The following is an 18,914-nucleotide window of genomic DNA, read 5'->3' as shown; positions in this document are numbered from 1 at the left end:
GCGGACCCCGCTCTGGGCGGTTGCCCCGCGGTATGGGGAAAAAGCTACGAGGACCGCTTTTTCCGGCGGTTTCGTCTCGCTTTCGCGGCCACGAAATCGCTCCGACACCGGTGAAAAAGACCAGCTCAGTAGCTTTTCGCGGCAGGTGGCCCCGTGCGTGGAGCGGGCCCGCGCAGCGAGGAGGACGCCATGGATTTCAAGATCCTCGGCTCGGTGTCGGCCGAGTCCCAGGGACGTGCGGTCCCCCTCGACGGCAGCAAGCAGCGCACGGTGCTCGCCGCCCTGCTGCTGGCCCACGGCAAGGTCATGACCGACGAGCGGCTCACCACGCTGGTGTGGGGATTCGACCCGCCGGCGACCAGCACCAACCAGCTCTACACCTATGTGTCGAGACTGCGCACCCGCCTGGCCCCCGGGATCGGCCTGCGACGCAGCGGCCCCGGCTACCGGATGGACATCGGCGACGCCACGTTCGACTGGGAGACCTTCCGGGCGCTGGCCGAGTCGGGCGGCGCGGACCTGCGGGCCGGGAGGTACGCCGACGCCGAGCGCCGGCTGGCGAGGGCCCTCGCCCTCTGGAACGGCCCGGCCCTCACGGGCGTCACCGAGCAGCTCGCCGAGGCCGAGGGCACCCGGATGGAAGAGGCCCGGCTCTGCGCCGTGGAGCACCACACGGAGGCCGCGCTCGCCCTGGGCCGCCACACCGAGACCGTGCCCGGCCTGACCCGCCAGGTGGCCCTGCACCCGGTGCGGGAGCGGCTGCGGGGCCAGCTGATGACCGCCCTGTACCGCTGCGGCCGACAGGCCGACGCGCTCGCGCTGTACGAGGAGGGACGCCACGTCCTCGCCGAGGAGCTGGGCATCGACCCGGGTCCGGCACTGCGCACGCTGTACGAGGAGATCCTCAGGGGCACACTCGCCGCACCGGCCGCACCGGAGCGCGCGGCCGGCACTGCGGCTCACAGGAACGAAGCCGAGAGCGCCGACCGCGGCCCCCGCGGGAGCGGGAACCCCGAAACCGTCCATGACGAGGCCCCCGCGCCGGCCCGGCTCGCCGCCTGCCCTGCGGACGGCGTACGGCAGGGCCCGCCCGTCGCGCGGACGACGGGACTCTCGGAGCGCGCCCTGGTGCCGACGCTTCTCCCCGCCGCCCCCCGCGACTTCACCGGCCGCGACGCCGAGGTGGAGTGGCTGCTCGACGCGCTGCACGCAGGGCAGGACGTCGTGGTCACCGGCGCGCCGGGGACCGGTACCTCGGCCCTGGCCCTGCACTGCGCCGAACGCTGCCGCGACGCCTTCCCCGACGGCCAGCTCTACGCCGACCTGCGCACCGAGGGTGGCGCGCGCGAACCCGGCGAGGTCCTCGGCTGGTTCCTGCGCGCCCTGGGCGCCGATCCCGACCGGCTGCCCGCGACCCTCGACGAGCGCGCCCAGCTCTACCGGACGTTGCTGACCGGCCGGCGGATGCTGATCGTCCTCGACAACGCGACCGACGACGCCCAGGTGCGCCCGCTGCTCCCGGGCTGCGGGGAGAGCCGCATCGTCGTCACGGGGGTACGCGCCCCGCTGGCCTCGCTCGAAGGGACCCGCCTGATGCGGCTCGGTCCGCTGGAGCCGGGCGACGCCGTGCGGCTGCTCGCCGCCGTCGCGGGTGCCGGCCGCATCGGGGACGACGCCGAGGCCGTCGTCCGCATCGCCGAGTGCTGTGACCGGCTGCCGCTCGCGCTGCGGATCGCCGGGGCCCGGCTCGCCGCCCGCCCGCAGTTGACCGCGACCCGGCTGGCCGCGCGCCTGGAGCGTCAGGAACGACGGCTGGGCGAACTGCGGCTCGGCAGCCTGGACGTCGCGGCGGGACTGCGCCGCGTCCTCGACGAACTGCCGCCCCGCGTCGCCGGTGCCTTCGTCGCCCTGGCCGCGTCCGGCCCGCCGCAGCTCAGCGCCCCCGACGCGGCCGCCGTCCTCGGGACCGCGACCGACGACGCCGAGGACCTCCTGGAACAGCTCGCCGACGCCCGTCTGATGGAGGGCTGGAGCGCCGACGGGGACACCTGGGCGCGCTATCGCGTCCCGCCGCTCGTCCGGCTCTTCGCCCGCGAGCGGAGCGAGACGGCCCTCGTCGGCGTCTGACGTCCCACGGCTTCTCGCCGCCCGCTTCTCCCGCTCCGGTCCTTCGGGGCCTTCCCCCGGTCTTGGGGGGAGGCCCCGAAGTGGCGTCCGGCGCGGGATCAGCCGCAGCCGCCCGCGTGGCCTTCGTCCAGGGTGTACATCTCGGGAGGGCTGTTGAACTTGTGTCCCTGTGCGATGAGTTCGCTCAGTGCGTCGACATATTCCGCGAGAAGTTCGGCCCACGGCCTGGGGCTGTCCCGCAGCAGCTCCTCCCGCTCCCTTGCCGCCTGGTTCTCGATGTATTCGAGGAATTCCAGCGGGTGCTGGACCTGGACAGGGGCGTTCTGGTCTTCACGCATGCTTCCTCCTCTGTTGACGACCGGGCCCCTCGAGGTCCCGCACAAACAGAGTCGGCCGGTTCCCTGTACGAATCCCTGCCTCGTTCTCCACGCCCCCGTACAGGTTTTCGCGTGGCGCGATACAGGTTCCGTACAGACGGTCCGGAAAGCATTTCGTCATGGAGCGCAGCATCAGGAGAATCGTCGTCGTCGGCGGCTCGGTCGTCGGCTGGACCGTCGCGGTCCGGCTGGCGCACGCCTTCGGCGGGACGGTCTCCGTCACCGTCCTCCAGACGCCGGCGACGCTCGCGGACGGGATGGAGACAGAGCAGGTCACGGCCGTCCCGCCGGAAATCCAGCGGGTGCTGTTCGACCAGTTGGGCGTCGCCGAGAGCGCATGGATGAGGGCCTGCCGGGCCTCGTTCAGGACGGCCGTCCGCCATGTCAACTGGCGCACCACGGGCGCGGCGGAAGCGGTGGCGCACACCCTCCCGAACGGCGGCGTGGATCACTTCTACCGCCCCTACGCCGATATGCCGGAATGTGAGAAGAACCCGCTCTCCGACTACTGGCAGACCCGGCGCTTTCACGGGGAAACCGTGGAGCCGTACGACTACGCGTGTTTTCGTGAGCCGCCGCTGATGGACGCGAGGAAATCACCGCGCTGGCTGGACGGCCGGGCGGCCCTTTCCTACGGATGGCACGCCGACACCCGGCTGTTCGCCGAGTTCCTCCGGGACATCGCCGTACGGCGGCTCGGAGTAGGCGTCCTCTGTGATCGCCTGCGCGACACCTCGCGCGACGCGAACGGAATGCTCACCGCACTGCACACGGAACAGGGGCGCACGGTCACCGGCGATTTCTTTCTGGACTGCACCGGACAGCAGGGGCTGTTGCTGACAGCAGCACTTGGGGAGCCGTTCGAGGACGCGCACGACCGGCTGCTGTGCGACAGCGCCGTCACCGTCACCGTCCCGCACGACGACGACACCCACGGCATCGAGCCGTACGCCACCGCGACGGCGTCGCCGCACGGCTGGTCCTGGAAGATGCCGCTGCCCGGCCGCTTCGTCGCCGGACACGTGTACGCCCGACACCTGACGACCCCGGACGAGGCGGCCCGCGCGCTGTGCGCACTGTGGGGGATCGACCCGGACCGCGGCGAGGTCCGTCAGGTGCGCCACCGCTTCGGGCGCAGCCGCCGCGCCTGGGTGGGCAACTGTGTCGCGGCGGGGGCGTCCGCCTTCTCCGTGGAACCGCTGGGGGGCGACGCGCTGACCGAAGCACTGGACACCGTCGACCGGCTGATCCGCGACTTTCCCTCCCGGGACGCCAGGGACGTCCCCGCGGCCCGATTCAACCGGGCCGTCGCGGCCCGGCAGGCGCGAGCCCTCGACCTGGTGCAGCTGCACTACGCGGCCGCGCCCCGCACCGACCCCGGTTTCTGGCGGGCCCAGCGCGAACTGCCCCTCTCCGGCGCGCTGGAGGAGTGCGTACAGGCCTACCGCGCGGGGCTGGCCTCGGACACCGGTGAGGCCGAGCACTACGGTCTGCTCGCGGCCCTGCAAGCGGGACGGCCCGCGCCGCGGGCCTCGATCGGCCACCGCCCCGACGCCCGGCGCGCGGCCGGCGAGTACTTCACCCGGGTGCGGCGCCAGCAGCGCATCCTGCTGGAGACGCTGCCGAGCGCACACGCCTACCTGCGTCGGCTGCACCGGCCCGCGGTTGCATGAAGCTGCCACTTCTGTCCGAGTTCGGCCCGGCTGCGCCTAGGGTGGCCCGCGACCTACCGAGGGAGCGGTTTCATGGCAGCACAGGCCAACGGAGTCATCGACGGCGTCCCCCTCACCCTCCTCATCGCCCTGACCGCCACCGTCCTGCTCGGCCTTCTCGCCCTGGGCGTCTCGACAGCCTCCCGTCGGCTCCTGGGCATCCGGGTCGGCCCGCTGCGCGCGCTCGGCGCCGGCCTGGTGGGGGTGGCCGCCGTGGCCGTCTACGGGCAGGCGATGCAGCACAGCGAGGAGGACCTGGGCGCGCTCTCCACCATGCAGATCCCCCTCGCGCTGTTCGCCGCAATGGTCACCCTGGCGATCGCGGAGGTCTTTCTCCCGTACGGCAGCTGGGCCAGACCGCTGCAGGCGGTGCGGGGTCTCGGCGACCGGCTGCGCCGGGCCCGCCGCTACTCCCGGATCAGCAGGATCTTCGTACGGCACGGACTGGGCCGGCTGCTCAGGGGACGGACCGGCTGGCAGCGGGCGATGCGGCCCGGGCCGTACGGCGAGCAGTGCGCCAGGTCGGCGCGGTTGGCCCTGGAGGAGTGCGGGGGCGCCCTCATCAAGCTCGGCCAGGTGCTCTCCACCCGACGCGATCTGCTGCCCGCGCACTTCATCGACGAACTGAGCCGGCTGCAGAGCGACGTACCACCGGCGCCCTGGCCGGAGGTGGAGGCGGTGCTCCACAAGGAGCTGGGCAAACCGGTCTCCGAGGTCTTCGAGTGGATCGAGCACGTGCCGCTGGCCGCCGCGTCCATCGCCCAGGTGCACCGGGCCCGGCTGCACGGCGGCCCCACCGTGGTCGTGAAGGTCCAGCGCCCCGGCATCCGTGACACCGTCGAGCGGGACCTGGACATCGTGCTCGCCGTCAGCCGCAGCCTGCAGAGCAGGCTCCGCTCCGCCCAGGCGCTCGGTCTGCGTGAACTGGGCGACGGGTTCGCCGAGTCGGTGCGGGAGGAGCTCGACTTCCGTATCGAGGCGCGCAACGCCAGCGCCGTGGCGAAGGCCACCGGCGGGCTCGACTCCGACGCCCCCGTGCGCATTCCGCGGGTGTACTACGAGTTCACCTCGGCGCGGGTCCTGGTGCAGGAGTGGATGGAGGGCGTCACCTTCGACCGGGCCGGCGCGGCCGCCGACGGAGCCGGCCTGGACCGGGAGGCGCTGGCCCGCACCGCCGTCGGCGCGATGCTCCACCAGATCCTGCGGGTGGGCGTCTTCCACGCCGACCCCCACCCGGGCAACATGCTGCTCCTGGACGACGGGCGGATCGGCCTCATCGACTTCGGCTCGGTCGGCCGCATCGACCCGTCGGTGCAGATCGCCATCCAGGAACTGCTGGTGGCGGTGGACCGCGGCGACCCGGCCGGGCTGCACGACGCCCTGATCACCCTGCTCGGCACCCGGGCCACCACGCACGAGGAGATGGTGCCCGACCAGCTGCTGCTGGAGCGGGAGTTGGGCCGCTTCATGGCCCGGCACCTGGGGATGGCGGCGCAGCCCGACACGGAGACGTTCACCGCGCTGTTCCGTATGTTCGCCCGGTTCGGTCTCGCGGTGCCGCCCGAGGTCGCCGCGGTGTTCCGGGCCCTGGCCACCATCGAGGGGACCCTCACCCAGCTCGCCCCGGGCTTCAACCTGCTGGAGGAGGCACGGGGGTTCGCCGTGGGCCTGCTCGCCGACCGGTTCGGGTACCGCAGGCCGAAGGAGGACGGCCAGAAGAACGCCACCTCCGCCGGAGGTCTCGTCCCCCCGGCCTTCTCGGCCGTGACCCACGCGGCGGCCCAGGAGCTGCTGTCGGTGCTGCCGATGCTGCGCAGGCTGCCCCGGCGGGCCGAGCGCATCAGCGCCTCGCTGGAGGAGGGCAGGCTGGGCGTACGGGTGAGATGGCTCGCGGACGAGCGGGAGCGGCGGTTCGTCTCCGGCCTGATCCACCAGGTGACGGTCACCCTGATGGCCGCGTGCAGCGGGCTGATGGGCGTGATGCTGGTGGTGTTCGGCACGGGCAAGGGCCCCAGGGTGTCACGGCAGCTGGAGCTGTACCCGCTGCTCGGCTACCACGTGCTCGCCCTCAGCGCCATCCTCATGCTGAGGGCCCTCTACACCGCGATGCGCCGCACCACATGACCGCGGGGCGCAAAGGGCGCCCCGCGGGGAGCCTCGCTCTCACCCGCGCAGCAGGACCGGCAGGGCCTCCAGCGGGCGTACGACCACGCTGCGCTGGTAGCGCAGCTCCGTCGGGGCCACCGCGAGGCGGGCGGACGGGAAGCGCTCGAAGAGCCGACGGGCCGCGATCTCCGTGATGACCTTCGCCAGGTGCGCGCCCGAGCAGTAGTGGATGCCGAACCCGAAACTGAGGTGGGCCGGCTTGTGCCGGTCCAGGTCCAGCTCGTCGGGGTGGGCGGGGAACTGGTCCGTGTCCCGGTTGGTCGACATCACGCAGACGACGACGACCTCGCCGGCCGGGATGGTCACTCCGCCCAGCTCGACCGGCTCGGTGGTGACGCGCTGCAGCGCGTTGCTGATGGGGCTCACGTAACGGATCAGCTCGTCCATCGACTTGCCCCAGCGGCCGGGCTCCGCCAGGAGCCGCGCCCGCTCCGCCGGGTGGGTCAGCAGAGCGGCGATCACCCCGCCGACCAGGCTGGCGGTGGTGTCGTTGCCCCCCGTCATCAGGGCGAAGCCGGTGGAGAGGATCTCGGTGCTGGTGAGCCGGTTCTCCGGGGCGGCGTGGATCAGCGCGGACAGCAGGTCCTCGCCGGGCTCGCGTTCCTTGCGTGCGATGAGGTCGGCCATGTAGGCGGACAGTTCCTGGATGTTGCGGTCGAGGACCCCGGAGCCGTCCGTGGGGGAGTAGGTGCGCAGCGCGGTCGACCAGCGCAGGAAGTCGGGCCAGGCCTCGGCCGGCACACCCATCAGCTCGGCGATGGTGATCACGGGCAGCGGGTCGGCGTACCCGGCGATCAGCTCGGCCTCCGACCCCTCGCCGAGGCGGTCGAGGAGATCGTCGGCTATCTGCTCCACCTTCGGACGCAGCGCCTCGGCCCGGCGCGGGGTGAACGCGAAGCTGATGGCCCTGCGCAGCGGGGTGTGCCGCGGCGGCTCCAGGTTGGCGAGGTGGTTCGCCTCCTCCGGCGGGGGCGTCATGGTGCGTCCGGTGCGTTCGGACATCAGGCGGTAGTGGACGTGGATGTCCCGGCTGAGACGCGGGTCGGCGAGCGCGGCCTTGGCGTCCTCGTAGCGCGTCACCACCCAGGCGCGTCCGCCGTCCGGGAACGACAGTTCGCGCACCGGGCTCTCGCGCCGCACGTGTTCGAGCACCGGATAGGGGTTCTGGGTGAATTCGTTGGTGAGCATCCAGTACTTGGAAAGAGTCCGTGTGCCGGTCATGTCCGTCCTCCGTGCTGTCACGCCGGGAGAGCCCCATTCGGTCGGCACGTTAGGCGCGCTCTGCCGTTCGGCGCAGGCCTGCTTTCAAGAGTTCTATCTGCGCTCGGACCGAGGGGGTCAGGGGGAGGAACATCTATGCCGTTTGGGAGATGTGGCCGCCTCAGGTCGGCTTCTAGGCTCCATCGCATCCGCCGGACACGGTGCACAGTGCTCCGGTCATGGACCGTTCGAACCAACCCGTGTGGGGAGTGTGAGTCATGACCGCGACCATTCCGACGTCGACGAAGCGTCAGGTCGTCGCCCGTGCTGTCGGTGTGACGAAGCTGTACGGCAAGGGAGAGGCGCAAGTTGCGGCACTGCGGGGCGTGGACGTGGAATTCACCGCCGGTGAGTTCACTGCCATCATGGGGCCGTCCGGCTCGGGGAAGTCGACGCTCATGCACACGCTGGCCGGTCTGGACACCCTCACGGACGGTGAGGTGTTCATCGGCGACGCCCGGGTGAGCGACATGTCCGACAAGGAGCTGACCCAGCTGCGCCGCGACCGGATCGGGTTCATCTTCCAGCAGTTCAACCTGCTCCCGACGCTGACGGCGGAGGAGAACATCCTGCTGCCGCTGTCGATCGCGGGACGCAAGCCGTCCAAGGACTGGTTCGACCGCGTGGTCGACACCGTGGGCCTGGCGCAGCGGCTGGGCCACCGGCCCACCGAACTCTCCGGCGGCCAGCAGCAGCGGGTGGCCTGCGCCCGCGCGCTGGTCTCCCAGCCGGAGGTGATCTTCGCCGACGAGCCGACCGGCAACCTGGACTCCGTCTCCGGGACCGAGGTGCTGGAGTTCCTGCGGGACTCGGTGCGCACCCTCGGGCAGACCATCGTCATGGTCACGCACGACCCGCGGGCCGCGTCCTACGCCGACCGCGTCATCTTCCTTGCCGACGGCCGGATCGTGACCGAGCTGAGGGAGCCGACCGCGGACGCCGTCATCGACACGATGCGCTCCCTCGACAGCAGTGCGCGGGTGTCGTGATGCTGAAGTTCACCCTCAAGAGCCTGCTGTCCCGCAAGCTCCGACTGGTCCTGTCGGGCCTCGCGGTCGTCCTCGCGGTGATGTTCGTCTCCGGTGCCATGGTCATCAAGGACACCCTGAACCGGTCCATCGACGCCCAGTTCACCGGTGCCTACGCCGACATCGACCTGCATGTGGCGCTCAAGCCCAAGGTGAAGTCCGCGGCCGACGGCGACGCGGCGGTGGTCCCGCCCGTGGACCGGGCGGCCGTCGACCGGGCGGCCGACGTCGCCGGTGTCGCCGAGGCGAGCGGGATGGTCCTCGCCGAGGGCGCCCGGGTCATCGGCAAGGACGGCAAGGTGGTGCCCGGCACCGGTGGCCCCCGCTACGGCGAGAGCTGGCGCCCGGAGAGCGAGCTGATCTCGCTGCGCTCCGGGCACGAGCCGCGCCGCGACAACGAGGTGGCCGTCAACGCCGGCCTCGCCGAGAAGGCCGGCCTCAAGGTGGGCGACCCGGTCGGTGTGCTGACGAACGAGCCCAGGAAGGACTTCGTCGTGGCCGGCGTCTTCGGCTACTCCGGGGACCGGGACTCCATCGGCGGCGAGCAGACGGTGGCCTTCACCGAACCGGTCGCCCAGCGGCTGATGCTCGGCCGGGCCGACGGCTGGTCCGGCATCAGGGTCACCCTCGCCGACGGCGCCTCCGCCGACACCGTCCGCTCCGCCCTCACCAAGGAACTCGGCCCGGGCTACGACGTGCTGACCGGCGAGGAACTGGCCCGCAAGGCCTCCGACAAGTCGCGCGGCATCCTGGACATGATGGGCACGCTGCTCCTCGGCTTCGCGGGGGTCGCGGTGTTCGTCGGCGTCTTCCTCATCATCAACACGTTCTCGATCATCATCGCCCAGCGGATGCGTGAACTCGCCCTGCTGCGGGCCCTGGGCGCCAGTCGCAAGCAGATGATCGGCTCGGTGCTCGTGGAGTCGTTCGTGGTGGGCCTGGTCTCCTCGACCCTGGGTCTGGCCGCCGGGTGCGGCATCGGGGCACTCGGCGCCGACATGCTGGCCTCGTCGACCGACGGGCTCCAGGTCGCCGCGTTGCAGGTGCCCGCCGGCGCGGTGGTCACCTCGTTCGCGGTGGGCATCCTGGTGACGATGCTGTCCGCGCTGCTCCCGGCCGTACGGGCCTCCAAGGTCGCCCCCGTCGCGGTGATCCGGGCGACGGCCACCCAGCAGGGCAGGCACCGCAAGCAGACCTGGACCGGCACCGCCCTGCTCGGCCTCGGCGTCGTGCTCCTCGGTCTCGGGCTCTTCAGGTCCGGCGGCGCCTCGACGATCATCAGCGGTGTCCTGCTGGCGTTCGTCGGCGTCTCCCTGCTCACCCCGCTGATCAGCAAGCCGTCGGTGCAGGTGCTCGGGGCGGTGTTCGCCCGGTCGACGCCCGGAGCCCTCGGCCGCCGCAACTCGGCCCGCAACCCGCGCCGTACGGCCATCACCGCCTCGGCGATGATGATCGGGGTGGCGCTGGTCACCGCCATCAGCACGGTGGCCGCCTCCGCCGAGGACAGCGTCAGCGGGGACATCAGGCGGGACCTGAAGGCCGACCTGGTGGCCATGGGCGAGGCGGGCTCGGCGTCCTCCGCCGCCATCGACCCGGCCGCGCTGGCCAGGATCGCCGAGGTGCCGGGGGTCGAGCGGGTCGCGGCCGTCACCATGGACACGGCCACGGTCGGCACGGCGGACCAGTCGGTCGCCTCCTGGCAGGACTGGACGAAGGCCCGCGAGGTGCTCGGTCTCAAGGCGGCGAAGGGAAGCATCGACACACTGGCCCCCGGCACCGTGATCATGAACGAGGGCACCGCCGAGAGCCGCGGGGTGAAGGTCGGCGACCGGATCGCCCTCCAGTTCCAGCGCGGCGACGCGCACACCTACCGGGTGTCCGGCGTCTTCGCGGACTCCACGCTCTCGAACGGCATCGTCGTGCCCTGGACCGACGCCGAGGCCGGCTTCCGTTCCAAGCAGCCCTCGCAGGCGTTCTTCCAGCTGGCGTCGGGCGCGGACGAGTCCCGGGCCCGGGCGCAGATCGAGACGCTGCTCAAGGACAGCCCCGAGGTCAGCGTGCAGACCCGTGACGATGTGATCGAGATGTTCAGCGGCGGGTTCGCCATGATGCTCATGGTCGTCCAGGCGCTCCTCGCCGTGGCGATGCTCATCGCGGTCCTCGGCATCGTGAACACCCTCGCCCTGTCGATCCTGGAACGGACGCGGGAGATGGGCACGCTGCGGGCGATCGGCCTCAGCAGGGGCCAGACCGTGCGCATGATCATGACCGAGTCGGTGGTGATCTCGCTCTTCGGCGCGGTGCTCGGGATCGTGGTCGGCGGCGCGCTCGGCCTCGCCGTCGCCCGGGCCATGGAGGACCAGGGCGTCAGCCGGCTCTCCCTCCCCTGGGGGCAGATGCTCGCCTACCTGCTGGGCGCCGCGGTCGTCGGGGTCATCGCCTCGATCGCCCCCGCCCGGCGCGGGTCCCGCCTCAACGTCCTCGCGGCCATCAGCCACGGCTGACCCGGCATCGCCGCACCATGGCCGAAAGGCGCCTTCGAGAGCTTCTCGAAGGCGCCTTCGCCGTGTCCGGGCGGCACCAGGACCGCGGGTGTGCAGGTTCCTGCATCTTCCATTGCCGTCCCAGTCCAGGTGAGTTGCTATGGAGTGGAATTCAAACGGTTCCGGCGGTAGGGAGCCGGAACTGTTCGAACTCGTTGTGTTCACCGAGGACAGGGGGAGTGATGCACGAGCGTGAGTTCCGGGCATTTGTGTCCGTGGCCGAGATCGGGCGCATGGATCAGGCCGCGAAAGAACTCGGATATTCGCAACCCGCCATCAGCTATCAGATCAAGTGTCTGGAACAGATGCTGGGCGCCAAACTCTTCACCCGTGACTCCACCGGGGCGAGACTCACCCGGGAGGGGCGCATGATATTGCCGTCCGCCCGTGCCGTACTCGCCCTGATCGACAGTATGAAAGGTGTCTGCACACCGGCGTGACCCCACTGGCTCCGGGCCCGAGACCCACCCGGTCCGGAGCCGGGGCCCGGTACCGGTCACCGGGCCAGGCCGCTGCCCCACACCCACGCCGCGATGCCGACCCTGTTGCGGACGTCCAGTTTGCGCTGGACGTTGGCGACGTGCGTCTTGGCGGTGCCGGCCGAGATGAACAGCTCGGCCCCGATCTCCGCGTTGGTCAGCCCCCTGGCGACCAGCTGGGCGATCTCCGTCTCACGCTCCGTCAGCGCTTCCGCGGGCGGCGCGGCCTTGGGCTTGTCGGCGTCCCGCAGGTGCTGCAGCAGGCTGACGGTGAGCGAGGGGCTGATCAGGGTGTCGCCGGCCATCGCGGCCCGCACGGCCTCCACCAGCAACGTGGGGCCCGACCGCTTCAGCAGGAAGCCGCAGGCCCCGTTGTGCAGCGCCGTATGGACGTATTCGTCGAGTCCGAACGTCGTCACGACCACCACCCGCACCGGGTTCACGGCCTCGGGTCCGGCGAGCCGCCGGGTGACTTCGAGGCCGTCCATGCGCGGCATGCGGATGTCGGCGAGAACGACGTCCGGTTCGAGCCGCGCGGCCAGTTCGACGGCCTGAAGACCGTCGGTGGCCTCGCCGACGACTTCCATGTCCGGCTGGGAATCCAGGATGAGGCGGAATCCGACGCGCACGGATTCCTGGTCGTCGGCGAGAAGTATACGAGTGGTCACGTCAGCACCGTAGTTGGCGGCCGTCTCCTTCAGCCACCGGATCCGTATTCAAAGATTCTCTGCGGACTTCGGTCGGGATTCAGCCGCTGGCAGCATCTAGTCCGTCGGACCTTCGGCGCCGCCGCGCGGTGCGTTCTCCCCAATTCCCTTTTGGAGCGGTGACTGGGCATGGCTCACACCAGAAGACTCAGAGCGCCGGCCGCGGTCGCGGCGGCGGTGGCGCTGTCCTTCACGCTGCTCGGAGCGCAGGCGCCGACGGCGGCCCGGGCCGCGGCGCCGGGCGATGCCACGCGGGTGCCGCTGCTGCCCACCGCGGCCGGGGCCGCGAACCGGCCGACCTGGCCGGCCGGGGCGTTCGGCCAGGCCACGACCCCCGCCGGGGGCGCCGCGAACGCCCCGTCCGTGTCCGGGCCCGCCGACGGCGCGACCCTGACCGGGACGCGGCCGGAACTGGTCGCGGAACGCCAACACGGCGCGGTGGCCCATGAGTTCGTGATCGCCTCCGGCGACACCCCGCGCACCGGGCAGGTCACGTCCTCCGGCTGGGTCAAGTCGCCCCGCTGGCAGGTTCCTGCGGGACTGCTGAAGGACGGCGGTCGGTACACCTGGACCGTGCGGACCAAGGACCGCACCGGCCGGGTCGGAAAGGACGCCGCCGCCCGCACCTTCGCGGTGAACCAGCGGCTGGGAGCGCAGCAGGACGGCGGCCCGGTCCCCACGGACACCCTGGGCCCCGTCACCGTCAACCTGGCGACCGGCAACGCGACCGCCTCCGTCAACACCGCCCAGGTCCCGACCGGTTCGGCCCCCCTGGGGGCCACCTTCACCTACAACTCCCAGGCCGTGGGCACGGAGGCCGGGCTGACCGGCTCGTACTACGCCGGTGACGCCGAGTCCGGGATCGCCGCGGCCGAGAAGCCCAGGACGGTACGGACCGACGCACGCGTCGACTTCCGCTGGGGCGGTCAGCCCTACCCGGACGCCGAACCCGACGCGGCCTTCCGTGTCGCATGGGCCGGACAGCTGGCCGTACCCGCCGACGGGACCTACCGCCTCGGCGGCGCCTATGACGGCGGGCTGCGGATCCTGGTCGACGGCAAGCCGGTCCTCGACGACTGGCGGGGCACCGACGCCACCGGCGACCGCCCGGTGTACGGCGGCGGACTCGCGCTGAAGGCGGGCCGCGCCTACGCCATCGAGGTCGAGTACCGCCGGCAGGCGGGGGACGGCCAGGTCGCGCTGTGGGCCGCGGGCGCCGGGCACGCCGCGCCCGTGCCGGCGTCCTGGCTGCGACCGGCCGGCGCGGTGCTCCCGCCCGGCTGGACGGTCACCCCCGCCGCCGTCGGACCGGACACCGACAGCGCCGCCAACGCGGCACCGGAGCAGGGCTCGACGCCGTCCTCCCAGGCCGCCGTAGGACTGTCGAAGACGCCCGCCGCCGAGGCACTCGCGGCTACGGGCACCGTCGCACCCGGCGTCGAGGCGCGGCGCAAGGCCGCGGCCGCGGCGGGCCCGGGCCGGCGCGCCGCCGCCCCCGAGGACCCGGCAGCCGGCATCGAGGCCGCCGAGGACGAGGGGCTCAGGTTCTTCTACGCGGGCAGTGCGGAGTGCGCCGACAGCGCGGCACCGGCGGGCTACGTGTGCGCCGTCCGCGTGCCCGGCGCGGGCACCACCCGGCTGTACTACCGCAACGGCAAGCTCAGCCGCGTCGTCAACCCCGGCGCGGAGACGACCGACTTCGGCTACACGGCCGACCACCGGCTCACCACCGTACGTCCGCCCCTCGTCATGGACTGGATCGCCGCGGGCGCCGGGCGCGACACCGAGGCCGCCCAGTACCGCGTCGACTACCGGCGCGACTCCGCCCCGGTGGCCCGGGTGACCGGACCGGACCCGGCCGGCTCCCCGTCCCGTACCGACCGGCGGCCGCAGCGCACCTACACCCGCGCCCCGGGAGCGACAGAGGTCGAGGTCGCCGGGGTGAGCACCGGGCAGGGCTGGACGCGCAGGGTCACCTACGACACCGCGGGCCGCCTCGAGACCGACACCGACGGCACCCGACGCACCACCCGGTTCACCTGGACGGCCGCCGACCAGCCGCTCACCCGCACGGACCCGGCGGGCCGGATGACCACGACGGTCTCCGACGCGTCCGGGACGACCACCGGCACCTACGGACCGGGCCCCCGCGCGTGCTTCGGCACGGACCTGCGCCCGCTCACCCCCGCCCCCCAAGGCTGCGCCAGGATCCCGGCCACGACGAGCGTGCTCGGTCCGGAGGGCCTGACGACCGAGCGCGCGGACACCGACGGAGTGCCGCCGCTGTCCACCCGGACGCGCTTCGACGAACTGGGGCTCCCGGCCGCGCTGGTGACCGACCCCGAGGGCCTCGCCCTGACCACACGTTACGAGTTCGACGAATTCTTCCGCCCGGCCGCCGAGATCCTCCCGAACGGCGCCCGCAAGACCTACCGGTACTACGGGGCCACGGAGAGCGCCGACAACCCGTGCACGGAGGAGAACGACCCGGCCCCCCAGCGCGGACTGCCCAAGTCCATCGCGCTGCCCGCCTCCGCCGACGGGTCCGCACGGGTCGAGAAGTACGTCTTCGGCGCACGCGGCCTGCCGGTCGCGGTGAACTTCGGCGGGCCCGACTGGACCTGCGTCGCCTACGACGCACGCGGCCGGATCAGCCGGATGTCCATGCCGGGCAACTCCACCCTCCCCGCGTGGAGCGTCGCCTACGACAGCGCGTACGGCGGCGACCCGCTCACCATGAAGGCCACCCAGCACGACCACTCCATGACCAACACCGTCGACCTGCTGGGCCGCGCCGTGAGCTACACCGACGGCCAGGGCACCCGTACGCGGACCGACTACGACCGGGCGGGCCGGGCCGTGCTCCAGCGCGTCACCCCGCCGTCCGCCGCCGACGCCCCGCAGATCGAGCGGACGCGGTACGACGCCGCGGGCCGGGTCCTGGCGGTCGTCCTCGACGGCAGGCAGCTCGCCACAGCCGACCACGACGCCGCCGGCGCCGTACGGACCGTGCGCTACGCCAACGGCGTCCGGCTCTCCGTGGACCGCGACGAGGCCGGACGGATCACCGCCAAGAACTGGGTCCTCGCCGACGGGACCGAGCGGCCCACCAAGGTCACCCGGTCGCAGTCGGGAACCGTCGTGGACGAATCGGTGGCCGGCCAGGACGCCCGGCCCGGCGGACCGAACTACCGCTACGACGCGGCGGGCCGGCTCGTGCGGGCCTGGGTCACCGGCCACGAGTACGACCGTGACTTCACCGCGCGGGCACCGGCCGACTGCCCGAGCGGCGCCCGCGCCGACGCCGGCGCCAACGGCAACCTCGTCCGCCTGACCGACCGCACGGCCCACGGCACCACCGTCACCGGCTACTGCTACGACGACGCCGACCGGCTGCTCGCGACCACCGGCGAGAACGCCGTCACGGGCGCGAGGTACGCCCTCAACGGCCACCTGCTCGGGTACGACGTCGGCGCGACCGAGCAGACGCAGCGTCAGGACGCCGTCGAACGCCACCTCGGCTCCGCCGTGACCGGCCCCGACGCGGCGGACGTCACGTACACCAAGGACATCGCCGACCACCTCATGGCGCGCGACGCCACCACCGCGCGCGGCACCGAGCACCTCCGCTACAGCCACACCGACATGGCGGACTCGGTCCCCGACCTGGTGATGGGCGCGGACAAGCGGCTGCTGTCCCGGGTGATCGGACTGCCGGGCGGTGTCGTCCTGTCCGTCAAGGCCGAGGCCTACCGCGGCGGGCGGACGACATGGAGCCTTCCGACGGTCCGCGGCGACCTCTTCCTCGTCGCCGGGGACACCGGCCGGCAGCAGGGCGACCTGTACCAGTACGGCCTGTACGGCGAGTCGCTCCGGTCGGACGGCACGGTCGACGCCCGCCACGTGCCGGACAACCTGCCCGGCGACTTCGACTACGGATGGCTCGGCCAGTACCAGGTGGGCACCGAGCACCAGGGATCGCTGTACAGCGTGGTGCTCGACACCCGCGTGCTGAACCCCGCCCTCGGCCGGTTCTCCGCCCCGGTCGCGGCCGGCCCCTTCCTCAACCCCTACGAGTACGCGGCCGGTGACCCGATCAACCACACGAGCATCAACGGCTACGACCTGGACGTGGAGAAGGAATGATGAAGACGCCCTTTACCGACGCCGACACCGAGATCCTGGAACACCACGGCACCCGTCTGGTGCGGGTGCGGCCCTCCGCGGGCGGTGACCACCGCGCCTGGTTCGCGGTCAACCGGGAGGCGCTGCGCTCGGCGATGTACGAGCACGCGGCGGTCATGGTGGAGGAGAGCGGCATCGTCCAGCACGCCGAACTCGCCGAGCTCGCCGAGGAGATCGGCGGCCGCACCCTGGAGTACAACGAGCGCTCCACACCGCGCAGCCGCGTCACCGGCAAGGTCTACACCTCCACCGAGTACCCGCAGGACCAGAGCATCCCGCAGCACAACGAGAGCGCCTACTCCGAGAACTGGCCGCACAACGTCTTCTTCTTCTGCGCGCTCGCCGCGCGCAGCGGCGGCGAGACCCCGGTCGCCGACAGCACCGCCGTGCTCGGCCGGCTCCCCGGCGACCTGGTCCGCCGGTTCGAGGAGAAGGGCGTGCTCTACACCCGCACGTACCGCACCGGGATGGGCCTGTCCTGGCAGGAGGGGTTCCAGAGCGACGACAAGGGCCACGTGGAGAGTTACTGCGCCGACCACGGCATCGAGACCGACTGGGACGGCGACGTGCTGCGCACCCGGCAGCGCCGTCCCGCGGTGGCCACGCACCCCGTCACCGGGCAGAAGGTCTGGTTCAACCAGGCGCACCTGTTCCACGTGCACGCCCTGCCGGAGGCGGTCCGTGAGGGCCTGCTGGAGATCTGCGGCGAGGACGGGCTGCCCCGCAACGCCTACTACGGCGACGGCACGCCCATCACCGCCGACGAGATCGCGACCGTCCTCGGCGTGTACGACGAGACCACGCTGGCCCATCCCTGGCGCACCGGTGACCTGCTGATGATCGACAACCTGCTCACCTCCCACGGCCGCCGTCCCTTCACCGGCGACCGCAAGGTCCTGGTGGCCATGACCACGCGCGAGGCGGACGGGGCATGACCACGGCCACCACGACGCTGAGCGCCGTCGACCTCACCGAACCACGGACCTTCCTCGGCCGCGGGGACGAACTGATCGCCCTGTGGCGGCGGTTCAGAACCGAGAGCCCGGTCCACTGGCATCCGGTCGAGGGACGTGAGGTGCCCGGCTTCTGGGTCCTCTCGCGCTACCAGGACGTCATGGAGGTCTACCGGGACAACAAGCGGTTCACCTCCGAGCGGGGCAACGTCCTCGCCACCCTCCTGGAGGGCGGCGACTCGGCCGCCGGGCAGATGCTCGCCGTCACGGACGGCCGGCGCCACCGGGAGCTGCGCAACCTGCTGCTCAAGGCCTTCGCACCGCGCGTCCTCGAATCCGTCGTCGACGGGGTGCGCCGCAGGGCCGACCGACTGGTACGGGAGGCCGTCGCCCGCGGCGCGTGCGACTTCGCGCAGGACGTGGCCGAGCACATCCCGATGGCGACCATCGCCGATCTGCTCGGCGTCCCCGCCGCCGACCGGGACTATCTGCTCTCCCTCACCAAGCAGGCCCTCAGCGCGGAGGAGGCCGAGCAGTCGGACGAGGAGGCCCTGGTCGCCCGCAACGAACTGCTCCTCTACTTCTCCGACCTGGCGGAGGAGCGCCGCGGGGACCCGCGCGACGACGTGGTGAGCGTGCTGGCCACGGCCACCATCGACGGCGAACCGCTCACCGAGCAGGAGATCGTCTTCAACTGCTACAGCGTCATCATCGGCGGCGACGAGACCAGCCGGCTCTCGATGATCAGCGCGGTGAACGAGCTGATCGCGCACCCAGAACAATGGCGCCGGCTCAAGTCGGGCGAGGTCGCGGTCGAGAGCGCGGTCGAGGAAGTACTGCGCTGGGTAACCCCCGCCATGCACTTCGGCCGCAGGGCGGTGACCGACGTGGAGATCGGCGGCCGGACCCTCCGCGAGGGAGACGTGGTCACCCTCTGGAACAGCTCGGCCAATTACGACGAAGAGGTGTTCCACCGGCCCGAGGTCTTCGACCTGGGCAGAACGCCCAACAAACACGTGTCGTTCGGCTACGGGCCGCACTTCTGCCTCGGCGCCCATCTGGGCCGGGCCGAGATCCACGCCCTGCTGACGGCGCTGCGCACCCATGTGGCGGAGGTGGTGCCGACCGCCCCGGCCCGCCCCATCCACTCCAACTTCCTGCACGGGTACAGCAGTCTGCCCGTCTCCCTGCGTCCGGCTCCGTAGGAAACCCCCGTCCTGCGAGCCGTGCGAAAACGAGTGCCCCGCTCTCCCCTGGAGCGGGGCACTCGTCATGTTCCCGCGGACCGAAGACCACCCGGCCCCGCCGAAAGTCCCTTACGTAAAGGCCGATGAGCATTTTTCGATACACGGATCTCGGTGCATCGAAGTTTTCCAT

Annotated in this window: 12 protein-coding genes; 9 read left to right on the top strand and 3 right to left on the bottom strand. The window is 71.9% G+C overall.

The window, feature by feature from the left end:
* Positions 1-189 precede the first annotated feature (189 nt).
* A complete protein-coding gene (locus ACGFNV_RS30755) occupies positions 190-2,127 on the top strand; it encodes a BTAD domain-containing putative transcriptional regulator (RefSeq protein ID WP_393626796.1) in 1,938 nt (645 codons plus the stop codon).
* Between the two features lie 98 nt (positions 2,128-2,225).
* On the opposite strand, the gene ACGFNV_RS30750 is transcribed toward ACGFNV_RS30755, so the two are convergent.
* Entirely contained in the window at positions 2,226-2,465 is a 240-nt protein-coding gene (locus ACGFNV_RS30750; RefSeq protein ID WP_393626794.1) for a DUF6269 family protein, read from the bottom strand.
* A 158-nt stretch (positions 2,466-2,623) separates the two neighbouring features.
* On the opposite strand from ACGFNV_RS30750, the gene ACGFNV_RS30745 reads away from it, so the two are divergent.
* A complete protein-coding gene (locus ACGFNV_RS30745; RefSeq protein ID WP_393626792.1) occupies positions 2,624-4,177 on the top strand; it encodes a tryptophan 7-halogenase in 1,554 nt (517 codons plus the stop codon).
* Positions 4,178-4,249: 72 nt separating this feature from the next.
* Positions 4,250-6,340, top strand: coding sequence for an ABC1 kinase family protein (locus ACGFNV_RS30740; protein WP_393626790.1), 2,091 nt, complete (start codon positions 4,250-4,252; stop codon positions 6,338-6,340).
* A 39-nt stretch (positions 6,341-6,379) separates the two neighbouring features.
* Here ACGFNV_RS30740 and ACGFNV_RS30735 read toward each other — a convergent pair whose 3' ends face one another.
* Positions 6,380-7,603 (bottom strand): cytochrome P450, encoded by a 1,224-nt coding sequence (locus ACGFNV_RS30735; RefSeq protein ID WP_393626788.1) that lies wholly within the window; start codon positions 7,601-7,603, stop codon positions 6,380-6,382.
* Between the two features lie 257 nt (positions 7,604-7,860).
* Between ACGFNV_RS30735 and ACGFNV_RS30730 the strand changes: the two genes are divergently transcribed.
* From ACGFNV_RS30730 to ACGFNV_RS30720, 3 genes are all read left to right on the top strand, one after another.
* Entirely contained in the window at positions 7,861-8,631 is a 771-nt protein-coding gene (locus ACGFNV_RS30730; protein WP_393626787.1) for an ABC transporter ATP-binding protein, read from the top strand.
* A complete protein-coding gene (locus ACGFNV_RS30725; protein ID WP_393626786.1) occupies positions 8,631-11,174 on the top strand; it encodes an ABC transporter permease in 2,544 nt (847 codons plus the stop codon). Before ACGFNV_RS30730 ends, ACGFNV_RS30725 begins: the two co-directional genes overlap by 1 nt.
* Before the next feature lie 221 nt (positions 11,175-11,395).
* A complete protein-coding gene (locus tag ACGFNV_RS30720; protein ID WP_393626785.1) occupies positions 11,396-11,653 on the top strand; it encodes a LysR family transcriptional regulator in 258 nt (85 codons plus the stop codon).
* A 56-nt stretch (positions 11,654-11,709) separates the two neighbouring features.
* Here ACGFNV_RS30720 and ACGFNV_RS30715 read toward each other — a convergent pair whose 3' ends face one another.
* Positions 11,710-12,360 carry a response regulator gene (locus ACGFNV_RS30715; RefSeq protein ID WP_393626783.1) on the bottom strand — a complete coding sequence of 217 codons (651 nt, stop codon included), beginning with the start codon at positions 12,358-12,360 and terminating at the stop codon, positions 11,710-11,712.
* A 168-nt stretch (positions 12,361-12,528) separates the two neighbouring features.
* Between ACGFNV_RS30715 and ACGFNV_RS30710 the strand changes: the two genes are divergently transcribed.
* Genes ACGFNV_RS30710 through ACGFNV_RS30700 form a run of 3 tightly spaced genes read left to right on the top strand, consistent with a single transcriptional unit; the run spans position 12,529 to position 18,742 of the window.
* Positions 12,529-16,545: a PA14 domain-containing protein gene (locus ACGFNV_RS30710; RefSeq protein ID WP_393626781.1), complete on the top strand. Its 4,017-nt coding sequence runs from the start codon at positions 12,529-12,531 to the stop codon at positions 16,543-16,545.
* A complete protein-coding gene (locus ACGFNV_RS30705; protein ID WP_393626779.1) occupies positions 16,542-17,519 on the top strand; it encodes a TauD/TfdA family dioxygenase in 978 nt (325 codons plus the stop codon). The genes ACGFNV_RS30710 and ACGFNV_RS30705 overlap by 4 nt, the downstream gene beginning before the upstream one ends.
* Entirely contained in the window at positions 17,516-18,742 is a 1,227-nt protein-coding gene (locus ACGFNV_RS30700; protein ID WP_393626777.1) for a cytochrome P450, read from the top strand. The genes ACGFNV_RS30705 and ACGFNV_RS30700 overlap by 4 nt, the downstream gene beginning before the upstream one ends.
* The last annotated feature ends 172 nt before the right edge of the window (positions 18,743-18,914 follow it).

Origin of the sequence: Streptomyces sp. NPDC048751 (genome assembly GCF_043198595.1) — a bacterium.
GTDB lineage: Bacteria > Actinomycetota > Actinomycetes > Streptomycetales > Streptomycetaceae > Streptomyces.
This window is presented reverse-complemented; position numbering and strand designations above follow the sequence as displayed.

Excerpts from the sequence above, each read along its gene's own strand:
- ACGFNV_RS30755 (WP_393626796.1), top strand. The coding sequence starts at position 190 with ATGGATTTCAAGATCCTCGGCTCGGTGTCGGCCGAGTCCCAGGGACGT.
- ACGFNV_RS30750 (WP_393626794.1), bottom strand. The coding sequence starts at position 2,465 with ATGCGTGAAGACCAGAACGCCCCTGTCCAGGTCCAGCACCCGCTGGAA.
- ACGFNV_RS30745 (WP_393626792.1), top strand. The coding sequence starts at position 2,624 with ATGGAGCGCAGCATCAGGAGAATCGTCGTCGTCGGCGGCTCGGTCGTC.
- ACGFNV_RS30740 (WP_393626790.1), top strand. The coding sequence starts at position 4,250 with ATGGCAGCACAGGCCAACGGAGTCATCGACGGCGTCCCCCTCACCCTC.
- ACGFNV_RS30735 (WP_393626788.1), bottom strand. The coding sequence starts at position 7,603 with ATGACCGGCACACGGACTCTTTCCAAGTACTGGATGCTCACCAACGAA.
- ACGFNV_RS30730 (WP_393626787.1), top strand. The coding sequence starts at position 7,861 with ATGACCGCGACCATTCCGACGTCGACGAAGCGTCAGGTCGTCGCCCGT.
- ACGFNV_RS30725 (WP_393626786.1), top strand. The coding sequence starts at position 8,631 with ATGCTGAAGTTCACCCTCAAGAGCCTGCTGTCCCGCAAGCTCCGACTG.
- ACGFNV_RS30720 (WP_393626785.1), top strand. The coding sequence starts at position 11,396 with ATGCACGAGCGTGAGTTCCGGGCATTTGTGTCCGTGGCCGAGATCGGG.
- ACGFNV_RS30710 (WP_393626781.1), top strand. The coding sequence starts at position 12,529 with ATGGCTCACACCAGAAGACTCAGAGCGCCGGCCGCGGTCGCGGCGGCG.
- ACGFNV_RS30705 (WP_393626779.1), top strand. The coding sequence starts at position 16,542 with ATGATGAAGACGCCCTTTACCGACGCCGACACCGAGATCCTGGAACAC.
- ACGFNV_RS30700 (WP_393626777.1), top strand. The coding sequence starts at position 17,516 with ATGACCACGGCCACCACGACGCTGAGCGCCGTCGACCTCACCGAACCA.